We start from the raw sequence: 25,833 nt of genomic DNA, 5'->3' as shown, positions 1-25,833 counted from the left end.
AGTGGGCTCAGGCGTGCGGCACGATCAGCTTCAGGCCCTTGAAGTAGTCGCGGTAAAACGTGTCGTTCCAGGTGATCAGGCCGTCACACTGCAGCAGTGCGTGGGCGCCGACCATGAATTCGTCCAGGCTGCGGCGGCTGCCGCCACGCTGGCGATGACGGCGGTGCATCTCGCCGGCGCGCAGCGCCGACTTGGCTTCCATCGGGTTGAAGTGCACGCCCATTTCTTCCAGCGCTTCGAGCACCTCGGCGCCGCCGCGCAGCGATGCGCAGACCTCGGCCAGGGTCGCGCCACAGACCACCACGCGGCCACCGACCAGGCTCTGCCGGAGGATGGCTTCCACGGCATCGGCCTGCGGACCATTGCTGAGCAGCTCGACCAGCACCGGTGAATCGACGGCGATCATCACGGCTTATTCCTCGTCACGCACCGCGCGTACCGCTGCGTCGGACGATTCGAAGCCGTCCAGCGCAAACTTGCCGCGCGCCCGTGAAATCGCATCGTCAACACTCTTGCGCAGGATGATGCGGCTGCCGTCCAGCTCGACCTTCAGCAGCGTGCCCTTGGTCAGGCCGAGGGCATCACGCACCGCCTTGGGCAGGGTGATCTGTCCGCGTTCTGCAACAGTGGCTTCCATCGGTAGGCCCTCCAGAGTATGCACAAATTATACATACTTCCCCGGGCATACTTCCACCCTGAACAGGACCGGCGCCCCGCCAGCCCTTGCCTCGCAAAGGATCGGCCACAAACGTGACATACGCCATACACCTTCCCCTGTAGTCTGGAACCGATGCCGCAGGCCGGGACCCGGCCCGGATGAATCCATTCAGTCTGAGGTTCATACTGGGACGACCGGGGCCGTCAGGCCCGCGGCGACCGCAAGCAGGCCCGCCCATGCGCGGGCCACTGCAAGCCATCCGCAAGAAGGAGTTACCCCGCATGAGCGATTCGTTCTCCACCCGCAGCCAGCTGAACGTCGGCGGCAAGACCTACGACTACTTCAGCCTGCCCACGCTGGGCCAGCGCTTCGATATCTCCCACCTGCCCTACTCGATGAAGATCCTGCTGGAGAACCTGCTCCGGCACGAGGACGGCGGTATCACCGTCGGCAAGGACCACATCGAAGCCGTGGCCCGCTGGAACCCGGCGGCCGAGCCGGACACCGAGATCGCCTTCATGCCGGCGCGCGTGGTCCTGCAGGACTTCACCGGCGTGCCCTGCGTGGTCGACCTGGCCGCGATGCGCGACGCGGTCGTCAAGCTGGGCGGCTCGCCGGAGCAGATCAACCCGCAGATCCCCTCCGAACTGGTCATCGACCACTCGGTGCAGGTCGATGTGTTCGGCAAGCCGGACGCGCTGGACCTCAACGGCAAGATCGAGTTCCAGCGCAACCAGGAACGCTACGGCTTCCTGCGCTGGGGCCAGAAGGCCTTCGACAACTTCAAGGTGGTGCCGCCGAACACCGGCATCGTCCACCAGGTGAACCTGGAGAACCTGGCCCGCGTAGTGATGACCGCCGACAAGGACGGCAAGGCGGTCGCCTACCCCGATACCGTGTTCGGTACCGACAGCCACACCACCATGATCAACGGCATCGGCGTGCTTGGCTGGGGCGTGGGCGGCATCGAAGCCGAGGCCGCCATGCTCGGCCAACCGTCGTCGATGCTGATTCCGCAGGTGGTCGGCTTCAAGCTGACCGGCAAGCTGCCCGAGGGTGCCACCGCTACGGACCTGGTGCTGACCGTCACCCAGATGCTGCGCAAGCTGGGCGTCGTCGGCAAGTTCGTCGAGTTCTACGGTGACGGCCTGCAGCACCTGCCGCTGGCCGACCGTGCCACCATCGGCAACATGGCCCCGGAGTACGGCGCCACCTGCGGCATCTTCCCGATCGACGCCGAATCGCTGAACTACCTGCGCCTGTCCGGCCGCAGCGAAGAGCAGATCGACCTGGTCGAAGCCTATGCCAAGGCACAGGGCCTGTGGCACGAACCGGGCAGCCCGCATGCCCAGTACAGCACCACGCTGGAACTGGACATGGGCACGGTGAAGCCGTCGCTGGCCGGCCCGAAGCGTCCGCAGGACCGCGTGCTGCTGGAGGACGTGCAGAAGAACTACCGCGAAGCACTGGTTGGCATGACCAGCAACCGCGACAAGCGCAGTGATGATGTTTCCTCGTTCGTCAATGAAGGCGGCGGCGCGGCGGTCGGCAACGAGCAGCTGGCCAAGGGCTTCGCCGACATCGAGATCGAAGGCCGCAAGGTGCGGCTGAAGGATGGCGCGGTGGTCATCGCCGCCATCACCTCCTGCACCAACACCTCCAACCCGGCGGTGATGATCGGTGCCGGCCTGCTGGCCCGCAATGCGGCCGCCAAGGGCCTGAACCGCCAGCCGTGGGTGAAGACCTCGCTCGGGCCGGGCTCGCGCGTGGTCACCGACTACCTGGAAAAGGCCGGCGTGCTGAAGGAGCTGGAGAAGATCGGCTTCTACGTGGTCGGCTACGGCTGCACCACCTGCATCGGCAACTCCGGCCCGCTGCCGACCGAAGTCAGCGCCGGCATCGCCACCGGCGACCTGGTGGTCACCTCGGTGCTGTCGGGCAACCGCAACTTCGAGGGTCGCGTGCACCCCGAAGTGAAGATGAACTACCTGGCAAGCCCGCCGCTGGTGGTGGCCTATGCCATCGCCGGCACCACCGACATCGACCTGACCACCCAGCCGCTGGGCACCGGCAGCGATGGCCAGCCGGTGTTCCTGCGCGACATCTGGCCGAGCAACAAGGAAATCGGCGATGTCATCGCCGCCACCATCGGCCCGGAGATGTTCAAGCAGAACTACGCCGACGTGTTCAAGGGCGACACCCGCTGGAACACCATCGCCTCGCCGGACGGCAACCTGTACGCGTGGAGCGATGCCTCCACCTACATCAAGAACCCGCCGTACTTCGATGGCATGACCATGCAGACCGGCAGCATCGACGACGTGCACGGCGCACGCGTGATGGGCCTGTTCGGCGATTCGATCACCACCGACCACATCTCCCCGGCCGGCAACATCAAGAAGGACTCGCCGGCGGGCCGCTTCCTGCAGGAACGCGGCGTGCAGCCGGCCGACTTCAACAGCTACGGCAGCCGCCGCGGCAACGACGACGTCATGGTCCGCGGCACCTTCGCCAACATCCGCATCAAGAACCTGATGTTCGGTGGCGAGGAAGGCGGCAACACCCTGTACTACCCCGCCGGTGGTGGCCAGCCGGAGAAGCTGGCGATCTACGATGCGGCCATGAAGTACAAGGCCGACAAGGTGCCGCTGGTGGTGCTGGCCGGCAAGGAATACGGCACCGGTTCGTCGCGCGACTGGGCGGCCAAGGGCACCCTGCTGCTGGGGGTGAAGGCGGTCATCGCCGAAAGCTTCGAGCGCATCCACCGCTCCAACCTGGTCGGCATGGGCGTGCTGCCGCTGCAGTTCCGCAACGGCGAGAACGCGCAGAGCCTGGGCCTGGACGGCTCGGAAGTGATCGACATCACCGGCCTGCAGGACGGTGCCAGCAAGCGCGCCACGGTCACCGCGACCAAGGCCGATGGCACGAAGAAGACCTTCGAGGTCTCGGTGATGCTGCTGACCCCGAAGGAAGTCGAGTACTTCCGTCATGGCGGCCTGCTGCAGTACGTGCTGCGCCAGCTGGCAGCCAAGTAACGGAAAAGGGCCGGATCCTTGCGGGTCCGGCCCTTTCCGTCTGCGATGCCCCCCCTGTAGAGCCGAGCCTGCGCTCGTCTGCTTCTGCGCCAACAGCAGCCGAGCGTGGGCTCGGCTCTACAGAGGCGCTCAGCGGCGGGGTGCGTCCGGGTCGGTGCGCAGCGCCTTCAGCAGGCCCCACATGTAGAACGCCAGGGTGAACGAGAACGGCAGGCCACACAGCACCACCGCCGTCTGCATCGCACTGAAATTGCCCGCCAGCAGCAGGCCGACGCTGGCCACGGTAATGCCGGCCGCCCAGAACACGCGCAGCCAGATCGGCGCGTCATGGCCGTCTTCCACACCATCGTCAACGCGACGGGTGCACAGGTTGGCGATCATCAGCGTGCCCGAGTCGACCGGGGTCAGGAACAGCACGAAGCCGATCACCACTGCGGCACCGGCCACGTACGGCGCGCCGGGCAGGTATTCCAGCAGCTTGAACAGCGTCATCGCCGCATCGTGCTGGGCCACCTCACCCAGGATCGCCTGGCCGTGGTTGAGCACCAGGTCGATGGCGGTGTTGCCGAAGATCGACAGCCAGGCCAGGGTGAAGCCGAGCGGGATCAGCAGCACGCCCATGATCACTTCGCGGATGGTGCGGCCGCGCGAGATGCGCGCCACGAAAAGGCCGACGAACGGCGCCCAGGCGATCCACCAGGCCCAGTAGAACAGCGTCCACGAGCCCATCCACTCACGGCCCTTCGGGTCGTTGAGGTACATGTCGAAGCTCTTGCGCACGAACGCGCCAAAGTAATCGCCGGTGTTCTGGATCAGGCCGTCGAACAGGTGCAGGGTCGGGCCGGTGACCAGCACGAACAGCAGCAGGCCACACAGCAGGCGCACGTTGAGGTTGGACAGCCAGGCAATGCCCTTTTCCACACCGGCGACCACGCCGATGGTGGCCACCACCATCATCACCAGCACGATGGCCACCAGCACCTGCGGCGTATCCGGGATGTGGAACAGGTAGACCAGGCCGGACTGCACCACCAGCGCGCCGATGCCGAGGTTGGTCACCATCGAGATCAGCGTGGCCAGGATGCCGAAACCATCGACCATGTCGCCGATGCGGCCGTGGATGCGCTCACCGAAGATCGGGTACAGGGCCGAGCGCAGCGCCAGCGGCAGGTCGCGGCGGTACGCGAAGTAGCCCAGCGCCACGCCGACCAGCGCGTACAGCGCCCAGCCGTGCAGGCCCCAGTGCAGGAAGGTCAGCACCATCGCTTCGCGGCCGGCGGCCACGGTCCCGCCGGGTTGCCCGGGCGGATGCAGGAAATGGTCCAGCGGCTCGTAGGCACCGTAGTACAGCAGCGCGATGCCGATGCCGGCCGAGAACAGCATCGAGACCCAGGCAACGTAGCCAAACGCCGGTGACTCCTCGTTGTGGCCCAGGCGGATGCGGCCATACGGCGAGAACGCCAGCCACAGCACGAAGCCCAGGCACAGCACGATCAGCAGCATGTACCACCAGCCGAACGCGGCCGACACCTCGGCCTGCGCCCATTGCAGCCAGTGCTCGCTGCCTTCGGGATAGAGAACGGTGAGCAGCCCGAGGATGCCGATCGACACCGAGGAGCTGAGAAAGACAAAACGGTTCAAGCGCAGGGGCGAACGCTTGGGATGAGCCAGGGAAGACATGGGATCGTCTCATCAGTCCGGGGGAGCACATGGGCGGGGCCGGACCGGTAAACCGGGCCCATGGCGTGGGGCGCGAGCGCATCCTAGGGTTTATTGATTGAACGTTCAATCAATAAAAAGCATAATGGCGGGCAGCCGATCCTTCGGGTCGCAATCCGTGGAGAGACAATGCCGAAGAAAGGCGTGGAACCGGTACGGCGCGAACAGCTGATCCGGGCCACTTTCCAGACCATCGACGAGATCGGCATGGCCGACGCGACCGTCGCCACCATCGCGAAGAAGGCAGGGCTGTCCAGCGGCATCGTCGCCCACTACTTTGGCGACAAGGACGGCCTGCTCAATGCTGCAATGCGGCAGATCCTGCGCGAACTGAAGGACGCCGTCGCCCGCTACCGCGCCGAGGCCAGCGATGACCCCCGCGAGCAGTTGCGTGCCATCGTCGATGGCAACTTCGACGACAGCCAGATCAACGGTACGGCAATGCGCGTCTGGCTCACGTTCTGGGCCGCCAGCATGCACCAGCCGGAACTGGCCCGGCTGCAGCGCGCCAACGACCAGCGCCTGTTCTCCAACCTGTGCCACCAGTTCAACCGCCTGCTGCCCCACCCGCAGGCCCGCCTGGCCGCCCGTGGCCTGGCCGCGATGATCGACGGCCTGTGGCTGCGTGGCAGCCTGGTCGGCGGCCAGTTCAACGCCGACAAGTCGCGGCGCATCGCCTACGGCTACATCGACTTCCAGTTGCAGGCTGCCGCGCTATAAGCGCTTCAGCACCCGCCCCCTTCCAAGGAGTACGCCCCATGACCACCCTGCCCGTCCAACAGCTCTACATCCACGGCCAGCGCGTCGATGCCACCAGCGGCAAGACCTTCAAGACCGTCAACCCGGCCACCGGTGAGGTGATCGCCGAAGTGCAGGTTGCCAGCCAGGCCGACGTCGAGCGCGCCGTGCAGAGCGCGGCCGAAGGCCAGAAGGTGTGGGCCGCGATGACGGCCATGGAGCGCTCGCGCATCCTGCGCCGCGCCGTCGAGCTCCTGCGCGAGCGCAACGACGAACTGGCCCACCTGGAAACCCTGGACACCGGCAAGGCGCTGGCCGAGACCACCACCGTGGACATCGTCACCGGCGCCGACGTGGTCGAGTACTACGCTGGCCTGGCCACCGCCATCGAAGGCATCCAGCTGCCGCTGCGCGAATCGAGCTTCTTCTACACCCGCCGCGAACCGCTGGGCGTGGTGGCCGGCATCGGCGCCTGGAACTACCCGATCCAGATCGCCATGTGGAAGTCGGCCCCGGCCCTGGCCGCCGGCAATGCGATGGTGTTCAAGCCGTCCGAAGTGACCCCGTTGACCGCGATCCGGCTGGCCGAGATCTACACCGAAGCCGGCGTGCCGGCCGGCGTGTTCAACGTCGTGCAGGGCCCGGGCCGCGAGATCGGGCAGTGGCTGACCGAGCACCCGGTGATCGAGAAGATTTCCTTCACCGGCGGCGTCGCCACCGGCAAGAAGGTCATGGCCAGCGCGGCGTCCTCGTCGCTGAAGGAAGTGACCATGGAGCTGGGCGGCAAGTCGCCGCTGGTGATCTGCGATGACGCCGATCTGGACCGCGCCGCCGACATCGCGGTGATGGCCAACTTCTTCAGCTCCGGCCAGGTCTGCACCAACGGCACCCGCGTGTTCGTGCCGCGCAGCATGCTGGCCGCGTTCGAGGCCGCCGTTGTCGAGCGCGTCAAGCGCATCCGCATCGGCGACCCGATGGCCGCCGAGACCAACTTCGGCCCGCTGACCAGCTTCCCGCACATGGAAAACGTGCTGCGCTACATCGAAAGCGGCAAGGCCGAAGGCGCCCGCCTGCTGACCGGCGGCGGCCGTGCCACCGAAGGCGCGCTGGCCAATGGCGCGTACGTGCTGCCGACCGTGTTCTCCGACTGCCGCGATGACATGACGATTGTCCGGGAAGAGATCTTCGGGCCGGTGATGAGCATCCTCGCCTACGACGACGAAGACGAAGTGGTGCGTCGTGCCAACGACACCACCTTCGGCCTCGCCGCCGGCGTGGTCAGCAAGGACGTCAGCCGCGCCCACCGCATCATCCACCGCCTGGAAGCCGGCATCTGCTGGATCAACACCTGGGGCGAATCACCGGCCGAAATGCCCGTCGGTGGCTACAAGGAATCCGGCGTCGGCCGCGAGAACGGCATCTCGACCCTCGGCCACTACACCCGCATCAAGTCGGTGCAGGTCGAGCTGGGCGACTACGCCAGCGTGTTCTGACCGGCGCGCCGCCAGCACGCCCCATCGTCCGGCCACCGCGCCGATCCGACATCCCGCCGGGACGCCTGCATGCAGCGCGCCCCGGCCTGCAGGAGACACCCATGAGCACCCACAACGAGTACGACTACATCATCATCGGCGCCGGTTCGGCCGGCAACGTGCTGGCTACCCGCCTCACCGAAGATGCCGATGTCAGCGTGCTGCTGCTGGAAGCCGGTGGCCCGGACTACCGGCTCGACTTCCGTACCCAGATGCCGGCGGCACTGGCCTTCCCACTGCAGGGCAAGCGCTACAACTGGGCGTACAAGACCGATCCGGAGCCCTTCATGAACAACCGCCGCATGGACTGCGGCCGCGGCAAGGGCCTGGGCGGCTCGTCGCTGATCAACGGCATGTGCTACATCCGCGGCAACGCGATGGACTATGACAACTGGGCCAGCATGCCCGGCCTGGAAGACTGGACCTACCTGGACTGCCTGCCCTACTTCCGCAAGGCCGAAACCCGTGATATCGGCCCCAATGACTACCACGGTGGCGACGGCCCGCTGCGCGTTACCACGCCCAAGGCCGGCAACAACGAGCTGTTCGCTGCGATGGTCGAAGCCGGCGTGCAGGCCGGCTACCCGCGCACCGACGACCTCAACGGCTACCAGCAGGAAGGTTTCGGCCCGATGGACCGCACGGTGACCCCGAAGGGCCGTCGTTCCAGCACCGCCCGCGGCTACCTGGACCTGGCCAAGCCGCGCCCGAACCTGACCATCGTCACCCACGCGCTGACCGACCGCATCCTGTTCTCGGGCAAGCGCGCCGTGGGCGTGCAGTGGCTGCACAGCGACCAGCCGCAGCGCGCCACCGCCCGCCGCGAAGTGCTGCTGTGCGGCGGCGCCATCGCCTCGCCGCAGATCCTGCAGCGCTCGGGCGTCGGCCCGGCCGACCTGCTGCGCAGCCTGGACATCGACCTGGTGCACCACCTGCCGGGCGTCGGCGCCAACCTGCAGGATCACCTCGAAATGTACCTGCAGTACGAGTGCAAGAAGCCGGTGTCGCTGGCGCCGGCACTGAAGCTGTACAACCAGCCGGCGATCGGTGCCGAGTGGCTGTTCCTGGGCACCGGCATCGGCGCCAGCAACCAGTTCGAGGCCGGTGGCTTCATCCGCAGCGACGCCGAATTCGACTGGCCGAACCTGCAGTACCACTTCCTGCCGGTGGCGATCAATTACAACGGCTCCAACCCGATCAAGGCGCACAGCTTCCAGATGCACGTCGGTTCGATGCGCTCACCCAGCCGCGGCCGCATCCACGTGCGCTCGAAGGACCCGCGCGAACATCCGAGCATCCTGTTCAACTACATGTCGCACGACCAGGACTGGCGCGAGTTCCGTGCGGCGATCCGCATCACCCGCGAGATCTTCGCGCAGCCGGCGCTGGCCCCGTACAGCGGCCGCGAGATCTCGCCGGGAAGCGCGCTGCAGACCGACGCGCAGATCGATGCGTTCGTGCGCGAGCACGCCGAGACTGCCTATCACCCGTCGTGCTCGAACAAGATGGGCCATGCCGACGATCCGATGGCGGTGGTCGATGGCCAGGGCCGCGTGCACGGGCTGGAAGGCCTGCGCATCGTCGATGCCTCGATCATGCCGCAGGTGGTGACCGGCAACCTCAACGCGCCGACCATCATGATGGCCGAGAAGCTGGCCGACGTGATCCGCGGCCGCACCCCGCTCGCCCGTAGCACCGCGCCGTACTACAAGGCCAATGGCGCACCCGTTCGCAAGCAGGGTTGACGCAGCCGGCCCGTTTGGGGCCACGGTAGTGCCGGCCGCTGGCCGGCATCCATCGTATGGTCCGTCCAGCGCAGATGCCGGCCAGCGCCCGGCACTACCCAGCAAAGAGGCTCTTCGGGGCCTCTTCGCGTTTTCCCTACGGCGGGGTATGCTGCAATGACCGGCCGTTGTCGATACGCTCAGGGCCGGACCTAATACATCACGATTCCTGGAGGGGGAATATGAGTCTGGATCGTCCCTGGCTGCAGAGCTATCCGAAAGGCGTTCCCGCCGAGATCGACGTCAACGAGTTCCATTCGGTAGCTTCGGTCTTCGACGCTTCCGTCGCGAAATTCCGCGACCGTCCCGCCTACTCCAGCTTCGGCAAGGTCCTCACCTACGGCGAGACCGACGCGCTGGTCGAACAGTTCGCGGCCTACCTGCTCGGTGAGCTCAAGCTCAAGAAGGGTGACCGCGTCGCCCTGATGATGCCCAACTGCCTGCAGTACCCGGTGGCCACCTTCGGCGTGCTGCGCGCCGGCCTGACCGTGGTCAACGTCAACCCGCTGTACACCGCCCGCGAGCTCAAGCACCAGCTGGTCGATGCCGGCGTGACCGCGCTGGTGGTGGTCGACAACTTCGGCGACACCGTCGAGCAGGTCATCGCCGATACGCCGGTCAAGCATGTGGTCACCACCGGCCTGGGCGACCTGCTCGGCGCCAAGGGCGTGATCGTCAACTTCGTGCTGAAGTACATCAAGAAGATGGTGCCCAACTACCATCTCAAGGGCGCGGTGCGCTTCCGCCAGGCGCTCAAGCTCGGCAGCCGCCACAGCCTGCCCAAGGTCGAGATCGACCACGACGACATCGCGTTCCTGCAGTACACCGGCGGCACCACCGGCGTGGCCAAGGGCGCGATGCTGACCAACCGCAACCTGATCGCCAACATGCAGCAGGCCTCGGCCTGGATCAGTGCGTCCGGCATCGAGATGGGCAAGGAGTGGATCATCACCGCCCTGCCGCTGTACCACATCTTCGCGCTGACCGCGAACGGGCTGGTCTTCATGAAGTTCGGTGGCTGCAATCACCTGATCACCAACCCGCGCGACATGAAGGGCTTCGTCAAGGAGCTCAAGTCGGTGCGTTTCACCGCCATCACCGGCGTCAACACGCTGTTCAACGGCCTGCTCAACACCCCCGGTTTCGACACGGTCGACTTCTCCTCGCTGAAGGTCACCCTGGGCGGCGGCATGGCGGTGCAGCGCGCCGTCGCCGAGCGCTGGAAGAAGGTCACCGGCGTGACCCTGGTCGAGGCCTATGGCCTGACCGAGACCTCGCCGGCAGCCTGCATCAACCCGCTTACCCTGACCGAGTACAACGGCTCGATCGGCCTGCCGATCCCCTCCACCGATGCCTGCATCAAGGATGACAACAGTGCCATCCTGCCGCTGGGCGAGGTCGGCGAGCTCTGCATCAAGGGCCCGCAGGTGATGAAGGGCTACTGGCAGCGCCCGGAGGAAACGGCCAAGGCCATCGACGCGGACGGCTGGCTGCATACCGGCGACATGGCCAAGATGGACGAACACGGCTTCTTCTACATCGTCGACCGCAAGAAGGACATGATCCTGGTGTCCGGCTTCAACGTGTACCCGAACGAAGTCGAGGACGTGATCGCGATGATGCCGGGCGTGCTGGAAGTGGCCGCGGTCGGCGTCCCGGACGACAAGTCCGGCGAGGTGGTGAAGGTGGTCATCGTGAAGAAGGACCCGAACCTGACCGCCGAAATGGTCAAGGAGCATGCCCGGGCCAACCTGACCGGCTACAAGCACCCCAAAATCGTTGAATTCCGAAAGGAGCTGCCGAAGACCAACGTCGGCAAGATCCTCCGTCGCGAACTCCGCGATACGCCCGCCCAGTAAGGGTTTGCGGCAATCTGGACAGTGCAGGGCCCGGGGCGGAAACGTCCCGGGCCCTTTCGCATGCGACGCCGCTGAGGCGGTGTAGCATCGCCGCGTGTGTGGACCGTTCGGCCCGCCGGCCACCCACCTGACACTGCGGGCCGCATGCCGAGGACCCTTCCATGAGTACCATCGAAAAGCTGCCTTCAAGCGGCTCACCGTTCGCCACCATCCGTACCGAAGACAGCGCCGACGGCGCTGCCCACTGGCTGTTCATGCACGCCGATGCCGCCACCGGGATCCGCCCCTGCTGCCGCAAAGACATGCTCGACGAAATGTGGAGCTACATGGCGGCCATCACCCGCAGCCCTGCCGAACGCCACAACGGGACATTGCGGCATTTCGTGCTGGCCTCCGATGCCGTCGCCTACAACCTGGGCGGCGACCTGGACCTGTTCACCCGCCTGATCCGCGAAGGCAACCGCGACCTCCTGCTGAATTACGCCCAGCGCTGCGTGGAGGGCGTGCACCACCTGCATACCGGGTTCGGCGGCGATGTCCGTTCGATCGCGCTGATCCAGGGTGACGCCCTCGGCGGCGGCCTGGAAATGGCCCTGGCCTGCCACACCATCGTCGCCGAGGAAGGCAGCGGACTGGGCCTGCCGGAGGTGCTGTTCGGCCTGTTCCCGGGCATGGGTGCGTACTCCTTCCTGTGCCGGCGCGTGTCCCCCCACCTGGCCGAGAAGATCATCCTCGACGGCCGGGTCTACAGTGCCGAGGAGATGCATGCCATGGGCGTGGTCGACGTGCTGGTGAAGAAGGGCGAAGGCCGGGCGGCGGTCGAGGAACTGATCCGCCAGCAGCAGCGCACGCCGCAGTCCTATCTGGCGATGAATGCCGCACGCGCCATCGCCCAGCCGGTCAGCTACGACGAACTGCTGGAGATCACCAAGGTATGGGTCGATTCCGCCCTCGCACTCGGCGACCGCTCGCTGCGCACCATGGATCGCCTGATCAAGGCCCAGACCCGTCGCGCCAGTCTCGACGCGGCCTGATTCCTCCCCTCCCCCAGGATGGGTTCAAGCCCGGCTGGCCACCGGGCTTTTTTTGGGTTCACGCCACGCCTCAGCGCGCTTCACCATCATCGGCGGCGCCGCGCATGCGGCGTTCGGCCCGCGCGTCCAGCGCGCGCCGGCCTTCCTTGATCGCCTCCTGCAGGATGCCCAGGCGCGGACGCCATTCGGTCTTGAGCTGCCAGTCGGCCATCCGCATCAGCTCGCCGGCACGGTTGGACGCGCGCATCAGGCCGAGATTGCTGGCCACGCCCTTGATCGCGTGGGATTGTTCGCGGAACACATCCCACTGCGTGGCCTCGCCGGCCTGCTCGGCCTTGCCCATGCAGCTCGCCACGTCCTCCAGGCACTGGCGGATGAACTCACGTTCGAAGCCCTCGCCCATGCCCAGCGAAGCCAGTTCGTCCAGCACGCTGCTGTCGAGCACGCCATCCTGCAGCGGCGCCGCCGGTCGCACCACCGGTGCGGCCATGGTCTTCAGCTGGGCATTGCTGGCGATCTCGGCCAGCGTATCGAGCAGGCGCACCGCAACGACGGGCTTGGCCAGGAAGGCATGTGCGCCGGCCTGGGTACAGCGCTGGATCGCCTCGGGCGTTACATCCGCACTGAGTACCAGTACCGGCGTGCGCGGACCGCCGCCGGCCTGCATCACCCGCAGTTCCTTGAGCATGTCCAGCCCGCTCATGCCCGGCATGTGCAGATCGACGATGACCGCGTCGAACTCGCTGTCGGCCAGCGCATCCAGCACCGCCTCACCGCCGTCCACGCACAGCACGCGATGGCCGGCCTTCTGCAGCAGGCGCTGCAGGACCATGCGGTTGGCCTCGTGGTCGTCGGCCACCAGGATCTGCATGCTGCGCACGCGGGCGCGATGGCGCAGGAACGGATCGGCAAAAGCGATCACGTTGCCGCCCGGGCCCGCGTCTTCGTCGCCGCTCAGGCTCGGCACCGCGCCCGGCACCTGCGGCTGCGGCGGCGCGAACGGCAGCTCGACCCAGAAGTGGCTGCCGCGCGGCGGGTTTTCCAGATAGCCGATGTCACCGTCCATCGCCTCGACCAGGCCCTTGGCGATGGTCGTGCCCAGCCCCGTCCCCTCGTGGCGGCGCGCCATGCTGACATCGGCCTGCTCGAACGCGTCGAACAGCCGTGCACGCATGGCAGGTGGCACGCCGATGCCGGTGTCGAGGATGTCGAAGCGCAACCGCACCGCCCCGCTGGCATCGGCCTGCACCACGCCGACACGTATCTCGACCCGGCCATGGTCGGTGAACTTGACCGCGTTGCCGGCCAGGTTCAGCAGGATCTGCCGCAGGTGCCCGACATCGCCGCGCACGCGTGGCGGCACACCATCGGCCACCTTCACCCGGTAATCCAGCCGTTTGGCCTTGGCCTGTGGCAACAGGATCAGACCGATCGCCTGGATCACGTCGGCCACGGCGAAGTCCTCGGCCACCACGCGCAGCTTGCCGGCCTCGATGGCCGAGATGTCCAGCACTTCCTCCACCAGTGCCAGCAGGCTGCGCGACGACGCCTGGATGGTGTTGAGGCACTCGCGCTGCTCGTCATCCAGGCGCGTGGTGGCCAGCACTTCGGTCATGCCGTTGAGACCGTTCAACGGCGTGCGGAACTCATGGCTCATGTTGGCCAGGAACCGGCTCTTGGCCTCGCTGGCGCGGCGCGCCTCGGCCATCGCTTCGGTCAGCTGCCGCAGCAATGTCGAGAAGTACAGCGGCACCGCTGCCAGGCCCAGCCAGAGGCCGATGGCCAGGCGGAAATTCTGTTGCCAGTAAGGCGTCAGCATCACGGTGCAACCGAAGCTCACCATCGCCATGGCCACCGCCACGTACAGATAGTGGTTGCCAAAGCGCATGCCATTGCCGACCGTCACCCACATCACCACGATGTAGACCCAGGCCAGCGGCTCACCCATCTGCACCATGCCGGCAGCAATGAGGCCGTAGTCAGCCAGCATGCCCAGCACGCGGCGGGGATCGGAACGCGCCGGCCGCCACAGCAGCCAGCCGAACAGCAACAGTGACAGGCTCAGGCCGGTCAGCACGATCGCCAGCACACCGACGTACTGGGTGTGCGGCAGATCGTGGCGCGGTGCCGGCAACAGTACGTAGGCCAGGATCAGGCTGATCAGCACGATGCGGACGATCTGCTGGCCGTGCTCGCTGTCCTGGCGCTGGGACAGGCGCAGCCGCAGCTGCGACAACAGGCGTTTCACGCGCCCAGCCCCGGGCGCGCGGACGCCATCGAATGCTCGGCGCAGATCTGGTCGAGCTGTTCGCGGCCGCGCAGCAGCGCGTCCACGCATCGGGGATCGAACAGGCGGCCACGCTGGGCGTAGAGATAAGCCAGAGTGGCTTCCATGGTCCATGCTTCCTTGTACGGACGGGGCGAAATCAGGGCGTCGAAGACATCGGCGACGGCCACGATGCGCGCTTCCAGCGGAATCGCGTCGCCGACCAGCCCATCGGGATAGCCACTGCCGTCGTAGCGCTCATGATGACGCAGTGCGATCAACGCGCCAACCTGGATGAAGCGATTCTGGCTGCCGCTCAGCAGTTCATGGCCAATCCGCGGGTGCCGGCGCATGATCGCCAGCTCTTCCTCGTTGAGCTTGCCCTGCTTGAGCAGCACCGCATCGGGAATGGCGATCTTGCCCATGTCATGCAGCGGCGCAGCCATTTCGATCAGGCGCACCTCCTCTTCGGGCAGCCCGAGCTGTTCGGCGATCAGTCCGGCCACGCGCGCCATGCGCTCCAGGTAGGCGCTGGTGCCGGCATCACGGAACTCGATCGCGCGTGCCAGCCGCGACAGCGTCTCGCGCTCGCGCTCTTCGACCTCATGCATGCTGGCCAGCAGGCGCTGCTCCAGCGACAGCGCCCGCTGCTTCACGTTCTCGGTCTGCTGGCGCAGCTGCAGCAGGTTGTAGCAGCGCGCCCGCAGCTCGCGCGGGCGGATCGGCTTGACCAGGAAGTCGATGACGCCTGCTTCCAGTGCCGCTTGCCGGATCGGCTCGTCACCGACCACGGTGATCAGGATCACCGGAATGTCACGGTGCTTGGGCAGGCGACGGAAACGACGGGCGAATTCCAGCCCATCCATCTCCGGCATGCGGTAATCGAGCAGCAGCAGGTCGACCGGATGGGCTTCGCACCAGGCCAATGCGGTCAGCGGGTCTCCGAAGTCATACACGCTCAGTTCCGGCGCGATGTCTTCGATGACGTGACGCAGCATCGTCCGGGCCGAAGTCTGGTCGTCAACGATGACGATGTTCAACGCGTACTCTGCCTGGTTTCTCGACCACGCTGGATCATCAGCAGGCGAGGATACTCTGCCGCTGCGAACGCTCGCACCCTGCATCGGCCTGACTCCCGTGTCATGCGTCCCGATTCATGATCGTCATCACAATGTGAAGCGGACTCCCCACACCGTGCCCTCCCCCTAGCGCCGATCAAGCCATAACAGGCGTCAAGGTAGTGCAATTACGATACGCCGAGTGCGGGACGCGTCAATCGCGCCGTCTCGTTTCGGGACGGCGCGCACAATCGGGAGTCAAAAAGACGACTTACTGCTCCGGACGCATGTACGGGAACAGCAGTACATCGCGGATCGAGCTGCTGCCGGTCAGCAGCATCACCAGGCGATCCACGCCGATGCCGAGGCCGCCGGTCGGTGCCATGCCGTACTCCAGCGCACGGATGTAGTCGGCGTCGTAGTGCATGGCCTCGTCATCGCCACCTTCCTTCGCCGCCACCTGGGCCTGGAAGCGCTGGGCCTGGTCTTCCGGATCGTTCAGCTCGGAGAAGCCGTTGGCCAGCTCCTTGCCGTTGACGAACAGCTCGAAGCGGTCGGTGTAGCCCGGGTCATTGTCGTTGGCACGGGCCAGCGGCGAGACCTCCACCGGATGGTCAGTGATGAAGGTCGGCTGGATCAGGGTGTGCTCAACGGTGGCCTCGAAGATCTCCAGCAGCAGCTTGCCCCAGCCGTAGGACGGCTTGACGCGGATCTTCAGGCGCTCGCAATGACGCAGCAGCGCATCGCGGTCGGTGCAATCGGCGACGGAGATTTCCGGGTTGTGGTGGCGGACTGCCTCGTCCATGCGCCAGCGGCGGAATGCCGGGCCCAGGTCGATCTTCGCGCCGTCCCATTCGACCTCGGTGCCACCGTTGACCGCCTTGGCCACGTCACGGATCACGCCTTCGGTCAGGTCCATGATCTCGTTGTACGTGGCATAGGCCTCGTACAGCTCCATCATGGTGAATTCCGGGTTGTGGCGGGTGCTGACGCCTTCATTGCGGAAGTTGCGGTTGATCTCGTACACGCGCTCAAGGCCACCCACGGTCAGGCGCTTGAGGTACAGCTCCGGCGCCACGCGCAGGTACAGGTCCAGGTCCAGCGCATTGTGGTGGGTGGTGAACGGCTTGGCCGCCGCGCCGCCGGGGATGTAGTGCATCATCGGCGTCTCGACTTCCAGGAAGTCGCGGTTGTCCAGCCACGCGCGCATGGCGCGGATGATCTTCGAGCGCTTGATGAACACCGCGCGCGACTCCGGGGTCACGATCAGGTCGACGTAACGCTGGCGGTAACGCTGCTCGACGTCGGCCAGGCCATGCCACTTGTCCGGCAGCGGGCGCAGCGACTTGGTCAGCAGGCGGATCGATTCGGCCTTGACCGACAGCTCGCCGGTCTTGGTACGGGTCAGGCCGCCTTCGACGGCGATGATGTCGCCCACGTCCCAGCCCTTGAAGGCGGTATAGGCATCGCCCAGCACCGCGCCCTGCAGGAACAGCTGGATGCGGCCGGACTCGTCCTGGATCTGCGCGAAGCTGGCCTTGCCCATGATGCGCTTGGCCATCAGGCGGCCCGCCATCTTCACCTGGCGGCCGTTGCCTTCCAGGGCCTCGGCGGTCCAGGTTTCGGCATCTGCGAATTCTTCCTGCAGGCGGCCGGCGAAGTCCTCGCGACGGAAGTCGTTCGGGTACGCGATGCCCTGCCCACGCAGCGCTTTGAGTTTCTCACGGCGCTCGGCGATCAACTTGTTTTCGTCGACGGGGGGGGTATCGGTAGCTTCGCTCATGGATCTGCGGGAATCGTGTAGTGAGGGGGGATGCAGCGCCCGGCACAGCCGGTTGCCCAGCATACCAAAACCGCCCAGCCCCAGCCCTGGGCCGGGCCCGCCCCGGTAGCCGCCAACCTTGGTTGGCGCCGTGCGTGTCGACCAAGGTCGACACCTACCGGGCGGATCGGCCGGCCCTGCTCCGCCGCTACCTGTTGCCGGGGAACGCCTGGCGCAACTCATCCACCAGCACCCGCTGGTTCTCCGAATAGTCCACCGGCACCGACACCAGGTGCACCCCGCCCTCGTTGAAGGCCGCTTCCAGGGTCGGGATGAACTGCTCGATGGCCGTCACCTCGTGGCCCTTGCAGCCATAGGCCTCGGCGTACTTCACGAAATCGGGGTTGCTGAAGGTCATGCCGTAGTCGGTGAATCCGTCCACGGCCTGCTTCCAGCGGATCATGCCGTAGGCACCGTCGTTGAGGATCAGCACCACCAGGTTCAGGCCCAGCCGGCGGGCCGTCTCCAGCTCCTGGCTGTTCATCATGAAACCGCCGTCGCCGCACACCGCCAGCACCCGCCGCTGCGGATACAGGATCGAGGCCATGATCGCCGACGGCAGGCCCGCGCCCATCGTCGCCAGCGCGTTGTCCAGCAGCAGCGTGTTGGCCACCTGGGTGCGGTAGTTGCGCGCGAACCAGATCTTGTACATGCCGTTGTCCAGCGCCACGATGCCATCCGGCGGCATCACCTGGCGCACGTCGTGCACCAGCCGCTGCGGGGTGAACCCGACCTCTTCGGCCCGGTCGGCCAGGTGTTCGAGGATGGTCGCGCGCAGCGGCAGCAGCGCAGCGGCATCCGGCACCGCGCCCTCGATGCGGTCGGCCAGCTGGGTCAGCGAACGACCGATATCGCCGATCACCTCCACCTGCGGGAAATACACCTGTTCCACCGCCGCCTGCGAGTACCCGATATGGATCACCGTCGGCCCACCCGGGCGCATCACGAATGGCGGCTTCTCGGTGACCTCGTGGCCGATGGTCACGATCACGTCGGCCTGGTCGATCGCCATGTGCACGTAATCGCGCTCGGTCAGCGCCGCGGTGCCCATGTACAGGCCTGAACCACCGGCCACCGCGCCCTTGCCCATCTGCGTGGTGAAGAACGGGATGCCGGCGCGCAGCACGAACGCGGACAGCGCGTCGCTGGACTGCGGCCGCGAGGCCGCCGAAGCGATCATCAGCAGCGGCCGCTTTGCATTGCGGATGAGCTCTGCTGCCCGATCCAGCGCCTCCGGGCTGGCAATGGGACGGTCCACCGCGTGCGGCGGAATCAGCGCCACGCCCTCGACCTCATCGGCAGCAATGTCTTCGGGCAGCTCCAGCAACACCGGGCCCGGGCGCTCTTCCTGGGCGACACGGAACGCCTCGCGGACGATGGTCGGAATGGTGCGTGCCGAGACGATCTGCCGCGCCTGTTTGGTCAGCGGCTTCATCGTGCCGACGATGTCGACGATCTGGAAGCGCGCCTGCTTGCTGGCGACGATGCCCTTCTGGCCGGTGATCATGATCACCGGCCACGCACCCAGCAGCGCATAGGCGGCGCCGGTGGTGAAGTTGAGCGCGCCCGGGCCGAGCGTGGCCAGGCATACGCCCGGCTTGCCGGTCAGGCGGCCGTAAGTGGCCGCCATGAACACCGCCGCCTGTTCGTGGCGGGTGATGACCAGTTCGATGCTGGAATGGCGGAGCGACTCGACCACGTCGAGGTTTTCTTCGCCGGGAATGCCGAAAATGCGCTCGACGCCTTCGTTCTCAAGTGCGGCGACGAGCAGATCTGAACCCTTGGACATCGGATGCCGTCCTTTGTGCTGGACTGATGGTGGATCGTTGCAGGAAGGATGAGAGCCGCGCGTCAATGCTTGTCGAACCACACTGTCTGCGCGTTGACGAATTCACGGATGCCGAAGTGCGAGAGCTCGCGGCCGAAGCCGCTCTTCTTCACACCGCCGATCGGCACGCGAGGGTCGGAAGCGGAGAAGCCGTTGACGAACACACCGCCGGTCTGCAGCCGGCGCGCCAGCTGCATGGCCCGCGCGCGGTCACCGGTCCACAGGTTGCCGCTGAGGCCGAACTCGCTCTGGTTGGCCAGTTCCACCGCGTGGTCGGCATCGCGGGCGCGGCTGATCGAGGCCACCGGCCCGAACGTTTCCGTGTCAAAGGCCTGCATGCCCGGCTCCACGTCCGCCAGCACGGTGGGCGCATAGAACGCGCCCGGACGATCGAGCTGATGGCCGCCGACGAGCAGCTTCGCGCCTGCGTCCACCGAGGCGCGCACCTGCGCGTCCAACTGTTCCAGCAGGTCCTGGCGTGCCATCGGACCAATGCGATTGCCCGCTTCACGGCCATCACCGATGGTCAGCGCCTGCACTTTCTGGCAGAACTGCGCCACGAAGCGGTCGTACACCGCGTCTTCAACGATGATGCGCTTGCCGGCAATGCAGACCTGCCCGGTGTTCTGGAAGCGCGAGGTCACCGCCGCATCGACGGCCGCATCCAGGTCAGCGTCAGCCAGCACGATGAACGGATCCGAGCCGCCCAGTTCCAGCACCACCTTCTTCAGCGCCTGCCCGGCCTGGGCAGCGATGCTGCGGCCTGCGGCCACGCTGCCGGTCAGGGTGACGGCGGCGATGCGGTCATCGGCGATCGCACGGCTGGTACCCTCGCGGCTGATGTTGGCGGCGATGAAGGTGCCTTCCGGCAGCCCGGCATCACGCCAGGCGGCATCGAGCAGCTGCGCGGTGCCGACGATGTTCTCGGCCGGCTTCAGCAGGAAGCCGTTGCCGCCCATCAGGATCGGTACCGCCGCGCGCATCACCTGCCAGTACGGGAAATTCCACGGCATGATGCCCAGCACCACGCCCAGCGGCAGGTAGGACACGTTAGCCTTGTCGTCGGGCACCTGGGTCGGCTCGTCGCGCAGGAACTGCGCACCGTGGTCGGCGTACCAGTCGCACAGCACGGCACACTTCTCGATCTCGGCCAGTGCTTCGGCCTGCACCTTGCCCATCTCGGCGGTAGCCAGCGCGGCCAGCTTTTCACGGTCACGGCGTAGCACCGCGGCCATCGCACGCAGTACGTCTGAGCGCTGTTCGAGGCTCTTGACGCTCCAGGCCGCAAAGCCGACCTGGCCGCGATCCAGGATTGTTTCCAGCTCGGCGTCGGTAGCGAAGGGATGGCTGGCGATCTGCTGGCCGGTGGCCGGGTCGCGGGAAATGGCGGTGGTGGGGGCAGCGGACATGCAGGTCTCCTGGTGTCTCGACGACGGGCGGCGGCCCGTCTCCTGCACAGGAATGTGGACCCGATTGGCGGAGGCAACAAGGCGTCTGCTTATCCTGTGACCTGCACTTACCTGTCTGAATGGGGGCTCTTGCAGGGCTGCGCCCTGCACCCGCAGAGGCAACTGCAACAGCCGAAGCAGCAGCAACAGCGGGCTATCCGTGGGATGGCGAGGTGGGTCCGGTTGCCGGAGACGCCGTAAACCCGTCCTTGGGGGCTTGGCCGCGGCATCCATGCCGCGGACACTCCCGCAACCGGACCCACCCCGCCTTCGACGGTTTTCCGCGATCTGTCGGAAATGCTCTTGGGGTCAGATCCGTTTTCCATTTGAAAACGGATCTGACCCCGGAATTTCTTTCGATATCTGACAGATGTGTCGACCAAGGTCGACACCTACCAACAGCCGCGTGAACCTTTCAAAGGTCGGGCGGTGTCGGAGTGCGGGGTGTCAGCCGCATGGATGCGGCTGCCAAGCCCCCAGGGACGGGTTTACGGCGTCCCCGCACTCCGACACCGCCCCGCCAACCCACGGAATCCAGCTCTAGCTCTGGCTCTGGCTTTGGCCGTTGCATTGAGCAGGTGCAGGGCTGCAAGCCCTGCCGACCAACCTACCTACGCGGCAGGTAAGTGACCAGGGAAAGATCGTGCCGGCTCTCCGGCACCAGCGCCACGTACTGCAGGTCCAGCAACCCGCGCGTGGGATGGTTCAGCTTCTTCGCCCCTTCATCGAACCGACGCACGTCGTGCTCCGGCCACCACTGGCGGAACTCCTCGCTGTGCGCCGCGATGTCCTCCACCAGCGCCAGGAACGGCGCCTTGTCCGGCGCCTGCGCCATCGCCGCACGGAAGCCTGCCAGCAGGCCGCGGGTCATTTCTTCCCAGTTGAGGATCAGCGTGCGGTACGGCGGGTACAGGAACATCAGCCGCAGCGTGTTGCGCTCATGCGGCGCCAGTTGGCTGTAGTCCACGAACAGATCGGCGATGGCCGGGTTCCAGGCCAGGATGTCGAAGCGGGTGTTGCGCACATAGGCCGGGATCGGCTGCATCGCCTCCACCAGCTGGCGCAAGCCGTCGGTCACGCTCTCGTCCGGTGATTCCAGCGGCACGCCGTAGCCGGACAGCGCGAACGCGTAGGCGCGTTCGTCGTCGCTCATGCGCAGCACCTGCGCCAGGCGCTCCAGCACCTCGGGCGAGGCGCGCACTTCACGGCCCTGCTCGATCCAGGTGTACCAGCTGACGCTCACCCCGATCGCCAGCGCGACTTCCTCGCGCTTCAGGCCCGGGGTACGCCGGCGCCCGGCCGGCAGGCCGAGCGTGGCAGGATCGACACGGGCGCGGCAGGCCTTGAGAAAGCCGCCGAGTTCCTTGCGTTCACTTTCGCTGCGCATCATCGCTACCGCCGTACCCGTTGTAGCGTCGAGCCATGCTCGACGCATCTGCTACTGCGCCAACAGCAGCCGAGCATGGGCTCGGCCCCACATCGGAAGCGTGATCAGCCACCCTCGGCGTTGCGCACGAGGGTGACGATATCCGCGCAGGCGCGCCGATCAGGCATCGACGCGCTTGGAGCCCACGGCCAGGCCGGCCTTCAGGCTGGCCTCGACGAACTCGTCCAGGTCGCCGTCCAGCACCTTCTGCGTGTCCGACCGTTCGATGCCGGTGCGCAGGTCCTTGATGCGGCTCTGGTCGAGCACGTAGTTGCGGATCTGGCTGCCCCAGCCGATGTCGGACTTGGTGGCTTCCACCGCGTCCTTCTCGGCGTTGCGCTTCTGGATCTCCAGTTCATACAGCTTGGCGGCCAGCATCTTCATCGCGTTGTCGCGGTTCTGGTGCTGGCTGCGGCCGGTCTGGCAGGCCACGACGATGTTGGTCGGGATGTGGGTGATACGCACCGCCGACTCGGTCTTGTTCACGTGCTGGCCACCGGCACCGGACGAACGGTACACGTCGGTACGCAGGTCGGCCGGGTTGATGGTGATGTCGATGTTGTCGTCGATTTCCGGCGACACGAACACCGAGGTGAAGCTGGTGTGGCGGCGGTTGTCCGAGTCGAACGGCGACTTGCGCACCAGGCGGTGCACACCGGTCTCGGTCTTCAGCCAGCCATAGGCATAGTCGCCTTCCACGCGCAGCGTGGCCGACTTGATGCCAGCAACGTCGCCGCCGGAGACTTCCATCAGCTCGGTCTTCCAGCCACGCGATTCACACCAGCGCAGGTACATGCGCAGCAGGATCTCGGCCCAGTCCTGGGCTTCGGTACCACCGGCACCGGCCTGGATGTCCACGAACGCGGCCGCATTGTCCATCTCGCCGGAGAACATGCGCTGGAACTCCAGCTTCTCCACGTGCGCCTGGTGCTTGTCCAGGTCGGCGACCACGGCCAGGGCGGTGTCCTCGTCCTGCTCGGACTCGGCCAGCTCCAGCAGCTCGGTGGCGTCGTTCAGGCCATCCAGCACCGAGGCGATGCCGCCCACGGTCTTTTCCAGGCTGGAACGCTCGCGGCCCAGGTTCTGGGCGTATTCGGCGTTGTTCCAGACGTCGGGGCTTTCCAGCTCCCGCGTTACTTCTTCAAGACGCTCTTTCTTGGCGTCGTAGTCAAAGATACCCCCGAAGCGACAGCACGCGATCGGTCAGATCGGTGATGCGCTGGCGGACAGGATTCAGTTCGATCATGTCGGCGGTCGTGCATTCAAAAGATGACTGGTAATGATACCGCAGGCTGCGGGTGCCCGGAATGAGGGCCTCACCCTGCCCCCAGCGCCTGCCGCAGCAGCGGCAGCTGGCGCCGGCTGCACGGCACTTTCGCCCCGTCGGCCATGTGCAGCAGGGCCTCGCCACCGTCCAGCGGCTCGATCGAGCGCAGCTGGCCCCGATGGATCAGCCAGCTGCGGTGCGGGCGCAGGAACTCGCCCGGGTCGAGCCGCTGCTCCAGCACCGCCATGGTGATCCGCAGCGGATAGTCGTGGCCGCGTACCCGCAGGTTCACATAGTTCCCCGCGGCCTGGGCATACTCCACGTCCGCCGTGGCGACCAGGAACTCCTTGCCCAGCTTGCGCACCAGGAAGTGCTGGGGGCGCTCGACCGGCTCCACCGGCGGGCCGACGTCCGGCTCGGCCAGCAGGCTCGCCTCGCCCTGCCTGCGCCGGCCGAACCAGCTGGCAAAGTGCTCCAGTGCCACGAACATCGCAAACGTGCGTACATCCTTCAGGTATTCGTAGGCAAAACGCTCCAGCCAGCCGGCATCATCCTGGTAGCGATGGCCCAGCGACCCGTAGGCCAGGTGCCGCAGCAGCACCATCCCCACCACGTGCAGCAGCGACCAGCCGACGCTGGCCAGCAGATACAGCGGCAATCGCCGCTTCCAGGTATCGGCATGCAGCGGCCAGCGCTCGCAGCCCCACCACAGCAGCGGCAGGGTCAACAGGACCAGGCCGAGGCTGCTGAACTCCCAGATCATCGGCTCCCACAGCCCGAGATCGCCGCCGCGGCGACTGGCGTCCATCACTTCCACCAGCGCATTGGTCACTGCCGAGGCCGACAGGATCGCCGCCCATACCAGCAGCCGGGTTGAAGTACGCCAGCGCGATGGTCGGCCCTGAGTCATTGCTGCATCCATGTCGTTGCGGTGCTCCAGCCTGCCTCAAGGGACAAAGGGTAGCGGCTCCATTGATCCCACCACCCCCGCCATTGGTCACTGCGTCGGTTCCAGCGGCCCCTTGCCAGTCGCCGCACGGACCGGGCGGCGTCACCTTGGCTCGACTCTCCGGCACACCACCACCATGACCCGACGCTACGACATCGACGCCCTGCGCGTGTTCGCCTTCGCCCTGCTGATCCTCTACCACACCGCCATGGCCTACGTGGACGACTGGGGCTTTCACCTCAAGAGCGTGCATACCGCCGAATGGCTGCAGTGGCCGATGCTGTTCGTCAACCGCTGGCGGATGTCGCTGCTGTTCCTGATCTCGGGTATCGCCATCGCGCTGATGCGGCCGGAAGGCAGGTTGCTGCGCTTCGCCGGCCTGCGCACCTGGCGGCTGCTGCTGCCGCTGCTGTTCGGCATGTTCGTGATCGTGCCGATCCAGCCCTATTGCGAAGGCGTGGCCAACGGCCACGTGGCACCCGGCTTCGGCCAGTTCCTGCTGCGCTACTGGCAGGTGCGGCCGTGGCCGGAAGGCAGCTTCGCCGGCTGGCAGTACGGCATCACCTGGAACCACCTGTGGTACCTGGCCTATCTGTGGAACTACACGCTGGCCTTGGCCCTGTTGATGCCATTGCTGGGAACGGCGGTGGTTCGCCGCGCGATGGCGCTCTGCGCAGCATCGCCGATGCTGCTGATCGGCCTTCCGTCCGCCCTGCTGCTGGCCTGGGTGATCTGGCTGGAGCCGATCTACCCGTCCACCAATGCCCTGCTCGGCGACTGGTACCAGCACGCGAAGTACGCGACGGTGTTCCTGGCCGGCTACCTGCTGGGTCGTGAACCGGTGTTCTGGGAGCGCGTGGTCGCCCTGCGCCGCACCACGCTATGGCTGGCGCTGGCTGCCGTCGGCTGGTATCTGGGGTTGCGCATCCTCGGCCAGGTATTGCCCGCCGATTCCCAGCTGCGGCAATGGCCCGAACCGTTCTGGGACCTGCAGGGCCGGGCCAGCCAGTCGCTTTACGTATGGACCGCGCTGCTGGCCATCCTCGGCTGGGGAAAGGTCTTCCTCGATCGCCCGTTCCGCTGGCTGCCGTACTGCACCGAGGCGATCTATCCCTGGTACATGCTGCACCAGAGCCTGATCATCGTGCTGCTGTTCTGGCTCAAGCCACTTCAGTTGGGCCCGTGGATGGAACCGGCCCTGCTGCTGGCCGGTACTGTCGGCGGCTGCCTGCTGATCCATGAGTTGCTGATCCGTCGCGTGCGTTGGCTGCGGCCCCTGTTCGGCCTGCGTGCGAATCCGCCGGCGGCGCCAATGGCGCGCACCGCAGTAGTGTAGAGCCGAGCCCACGCTCGGCTGCTTCTGCCATGAGCCGAGCGCAGGCTCGGCTCTACATTGAGGCAGTCGAGCCA

Annotated in this window: 18 protein-coding genes; 7 read left to right on the top strand and 11 right to left on the bottom strand. The window is 66.3% G+C overall.

Annotated features, from left to right (window positions below; translation table 11 throughout):
- Window positions 1-7 precede the first annotated feature (7 nt).
- Together AC5P7A_RS17940 and AC5P7A_RS17935 are read right to left on the bottom strand one after the other, a co-directional pair.
- The gene (locus AC5P7A_RS17940) at window positions 8-406 is read right to left on the bottom strand and encodes a type II toxin-antitoxin system VapC family toxin (RefSeq protein ID WP_005416402.1); all 399 of its coding nucleotides are present in this window, start codon (window positions 404-406) and stop codon (window positions 8-10) included.
- Between the two features lie 6 nt (window positions 407-412).
- A complete protein-coding gene (locus tag AC5P7A_RS17935; RefSeq protein ID WP_005409505.1) occupies window positions 413-637 on the bottom strand; it encodes an AbrB/MazE/SpoVT family DNA-binding domain-containing protein in 225 nt (74 codons plus the stop codon).
- 302 nt (window positions 638-939) lie between these two features.
- Between AC5P7A_RS17935 and acnA the strand changes: the two genes are divergently transcribed.
- Window positions 940-3,693 carry an aconitate hydratase AcnA gene (acnA, locus tag AC5P7A_RS17930; protein ID WP_069118468.1) on the top strand — a complete coding sequence of 918 codons (2,754 nt, stop codon included), beginning with the start codon at window positions 940-942 and terminating at the stop codon, window positions 3,691-3,693.
- A gap of 129 nt (window positions 3,694-3,822) precedes the next feature.
- On the opposite strand, the gene AC5P7A_RS17925 is transcribed toward acnA, so the two are convergent.
- On the bottom strand, window positions 3,823-5,373 hold the full coding sequence (locus AC5P7A_RS17925; protein ID WP_495220418.1) for a BCCT family transporter: 1,551 nt from the start codon (window positions 5,371-5,373) through the stop codon (window positions 3,823-3,825).
- Window positions 5,374-5,541: 168 nt separating this feature from the next.
- Here AC5P7A_RS17925 and betI point away from each other — a divergent pair, with 168 nt between their 5' ends.
- The 5 genes from betI (at window position 5,542) to AC5P7A_RS17900 (ending at window position 12,359) form a co-directional block, all read left to right on the top strand.
- Window positions 5,542-6,132: a transcriptional regulator BetI gene (betI, locus tag AC5P7A_RS17920; protein WP_014647011.1), complete on the top strand. Its 591-nt coding sequence runs from the start codon at window positions 5,542-5,544 to the stop codon at window positions 6,130-6,132.
- Between the two features lie 38 nt (window positions 6,133-6,170).
- Window positions 6,171-7,643 carry a betaine-aldehyde dehydrogenase gene (gene betB, locus AC5P7A_RS17915; RefSeq protein WP_014647010.1) on the top strand — a complete coding sequence of 491 codons (1,473 nt, stop codon included), beginning with the start codon at window positions 6,171-6,173 and terminating at the stop codon, window positions 7,641-7,643.
- Window positions 7,644-7,744: 101 nt separating this feature from the next.
- The gene (gene betA / locus AC5P7A_RS17910) at window positions 7,745-9,427 is read left to right on the top strand and encodes a choline dehydrogenase (protein WP_014647009.1); all 1,683 of its coding nucleotides are present in this window, start codon (window positions 7,745-7,747) and stop codon (window positions 9,425-9,427) included.
- 221 nt (window positions 9,428-9,648) lie between these two features.
- Window positions 9,649-11,325 carry a long-chain fatty acid--CoA ligase gene (locus AC5P7A_RS17905; protein WP_014647008.1) on the top strand — a complete coding sequence of 559 codons (1,677 nt, stop codon included), beginning with the start codon at window positions 9,649-9,651 and terminating at the stop codon, window positions 11,323-11,325.
- A 161-nt stretch (window positions 11,326-11,486) separates the two neighbouring features.
- Window positions 11,487-12,359 carry a crotonase/enoyl-CoA hydratase family protein gene (locus tag AC5P7A_RS17900; protein ID WP_014647007.1) on the top strand — a complete coding sequence of 291 codons (873 nt, stop codon included), beginning with the start codon at window positions 11,487-11,489 and terminating at the stop codon, window positions 12,357-12,359.
- 70 nt (window positions 12,360-12,429) lie between these two features.
- On the opposite strand, the gene AC5P7A_RS17895 is transcribed toward AC5P7A_RS17900, so the two are convergent.
- The 8 genes from AC5P7A_RS17895 to AC5P7A_RS17860 form a co-directional block, all read right to left on the bottom strand.
- A complete protein-coding gene (locus tag AC5P7A_RS17895) occupies window positions 12,430-14,607 on the bottom strand; it encodes a response regulator (RefSeq protein ID WP_049407400.1) in 2,178 nt (725 codons plus the stop codon).
- Window positions 14,604-15,749 carry a cyclic di-GMP phosphodiesterase response regulator RpfG gene (gene rpfG / locus AC5P7A_RS17890; protein WP_032959453.1) on the bottom strand — a complete coding sequence of 382 codons (1,146 nt, stop codon included), beginning with the start codon at window positions 15,747-15,749 and terminating at the stop codon, window positions 14,604-14,606. The genes AC5P7A_RS17895 and rpfG overlap by 4 nt, the downstream gene beginning before the upstream one ends.
- A 205-nt stretch (window positions 15,750-15,954) precedes the next feature.
- The gene (gene lysS, locus AC5P7A_RS17885; protein WP_049440102.1) at window positions 15,955-17,466 is read right to left on the bottom strand and encodes a lysine--tRNA ligase; all 1,512 of its coding nucleotides are present in this window, start codon (window positions 17,464-17,466) and stop codon (window positions 15,955-15,957) included.
- 187 nt (window positions 17,467-17,653) lie between these two features.
- Window positions 17,654-19,294, bottom strand: a complete 1,641-nt coding sequence (locus tag AC5P7A_RS17880; protein ID WP_329768615.1) for an acetolactate synthase large subunit — start codon at window positions 19,292-19,294, stop codon at window positions 17,654-17,656.
- A gap of 62 nt (window positions 19,295-19,356) precedes the next feature.
- A complete protein-coding gene (locus AC5P7A_RS17875) occupies window positions 19,357-20,742 on the bottom strand; it encodes an NAD-dependent succinate-semialdehyde dehydrogenase (RefSeq protein WP_495220417.1) in 1,386 nt (461 codons plus the stop codon).
- Between the two features lie 646 nt (window positions 20,743-21,388).
- Window positions 21,389-22,171, bottom strand: a complete 783-nt coding sequence (locus AC5P7A_RS17870; RefSeq protein ID WP_021204557.1) for a helix-turn-helix transcriptional regulator — start codon at window positions 22,169-22,171, stop codon at window positions 21,389-21,391.
- A 156-nt stretch (window positions 22,172-22,327) separates the two neighbouring features.
- A protein-coding gene (prfB, locus tag AC5P7A_RS17865) for a peptide chain release factor 2 (protein WP_014037064.1) occupies window positions 22,328-23,453 on the bottom strand; the annotation gives its coding sequence in 2 pieces (ribosomal slippage) (window positions 22,328-23,377 and window positions 23,379-23,453; 1,125 coding nt in all).
- A 70-nt stretch (window positions 23,454-23,523) separates the two neighbouring features.
- A complete protein-coding gene (locus tag AC5P7A_RS17860; protein ID WP_069118454.1) occupies window positions 23,524-24,384 on the bottom strand; it encodes a LytTR family DNA-binding domain-containing protein in 861 nt (286 codons plus the stop codon).
- A gap of 175 nt (window positions 24,385-24,559) precedes the next feature.
- On the opposite strand from AC5P7A_RS17860, the gene AC5P7A_RS17855 reads away from it, so the two are divergent.
- Window positions 24,560-25,759, top strand: coding sequence for an acyltransferase family protein (locus tag AC5P7A_RS17855; protein WP_049440096.1), 1,200 nt, complete (start codon window positions 24,560-24,562; stop codon window positions 25,757-25,759).
- The last annotated feature ends 74 nt before the right edge of the window (window positions 25,760-25,833 follow it).

The sequence above is a fragment of the Stenotrophomonas sp. YJH_SMC_65 genome (assembly GCF_059369475.1).
The sequence above is the reverse complement of the archived record's forward strand: the minus strand, read 5'-3'. Positions and strand labels throughout refer to the sequence as shown.

Bases quoted from the DNA above. Each gene is read 5' to 3' on its own strand.
- AC5P7A_RS17940 (WP_005416402.1), bottom strand. From the start codon at position 406: ATGATCGCCGTCGATTCACCGGTGCTGGTCGAGCTGCTCAGCAATGGT.
- AC5P7A_RS17935 (WP_005409505.1), bottom strand. From the start codon at position 637: ATGGAAGCCACTGTTGCAGAACGCGGACAGATCACCCTGCCCAAGGCG.
- acnA (WP_069118468.1), top strand. From the start codon at position 940: ATGAGCGATTCGTTCTCCACCCGCAGCCAGCTGAACGTCGGCGGCAAG.
- AC5P7A_RS17925 (WP_495220418.1), bottom strand. From the start codon at position 5,373: ATGTCTTCCCTGGCTCATCCCAAGCGTTCGCCCCTGCGCTTGAACCGT.
- betI (WP_014647011.1), top strand. From the start codon at position 5,542: ATGCCGAAGAAAGGCGTGGAACCGGTACGGCGCGAACAGCTGATCCGG.
- betB (WP_014647010.1), top strand. From the start codon at position 6,171: ATGACCACCCTGCCCGTCCAACAGCTCTACATCCACGGCCAGCGCGTC.
- betA (WP_014647009.1), top strand. From the start codon at position 7,745: ATGAGCACCCACAACGAGTACGACTACATCATCATCGGCGCCGGTTCG.
- AC5P7A_RS17905 (WP_014647008.1), top strand. From the start codon at position 9,649: ATGAGTCTGGATCGTCCCTGGCTGCAGAGCTATCCGAAAGGCGTTCCC.
- AC5P7A_RS17900 (WP_014647007.1), top strand. From the start codon at position 11,487: ATGAGTACCATCGAAAAGCTGCCTTCAAGCGGCTCACCGTTCGCCACC.
- rpfG (WP_032959453.1), bottom strand. From the start codon at position 15,749: ATGCAGGGTGCGAGCGTTCGCAGCGGCAGAGTATCCTCGCCTGCTGAT.
- lysS (WP_049440102.1), bottom strand. From the start codon at position 17,466: ATGAGCGAAGCTACCGATACCCCCCCCGTCGACGAAAACAAGTTGATC.
- AC5P7A_RS17880 (WP_329768615.1), bottom strand. From the start codon at position 19,294: ATGTCCAAGGGTTCAGATCTGCTCGTCGCCGCACTTGAGAACGAAGGC.
- AC5P7A_RS17875 (WP_495220417.1), bottom strand. From the start codon at position 20,742: ATGTCCGCTGCCCCCACCACCGCCATTTCCCGCGACCCGGCCACCGGC.
- AC5P7A_RS17870 (WP_021204557.1), bottom strand. From the start codon at position 22,171: ATGATGCGCAGCGAAAGTGAACGCAAGGAACTCGGCGGCTTTCTCAAG.
- AC5P7A_RS17860 (WP_069118454.1), bottom strand. From the start codon at position 24,384: ATGACTCAGGGCCGACCATCGCGCTGGCGTACTTCAACCCGGCTGCTG.
- AC5P7A_RS17855 (WP_049440096.1), top strand. From the start codon at position 24,560: ATGACCCGACGCTACGACATCGACGCCCTGCGCGTGTTCGCCTTCGCC.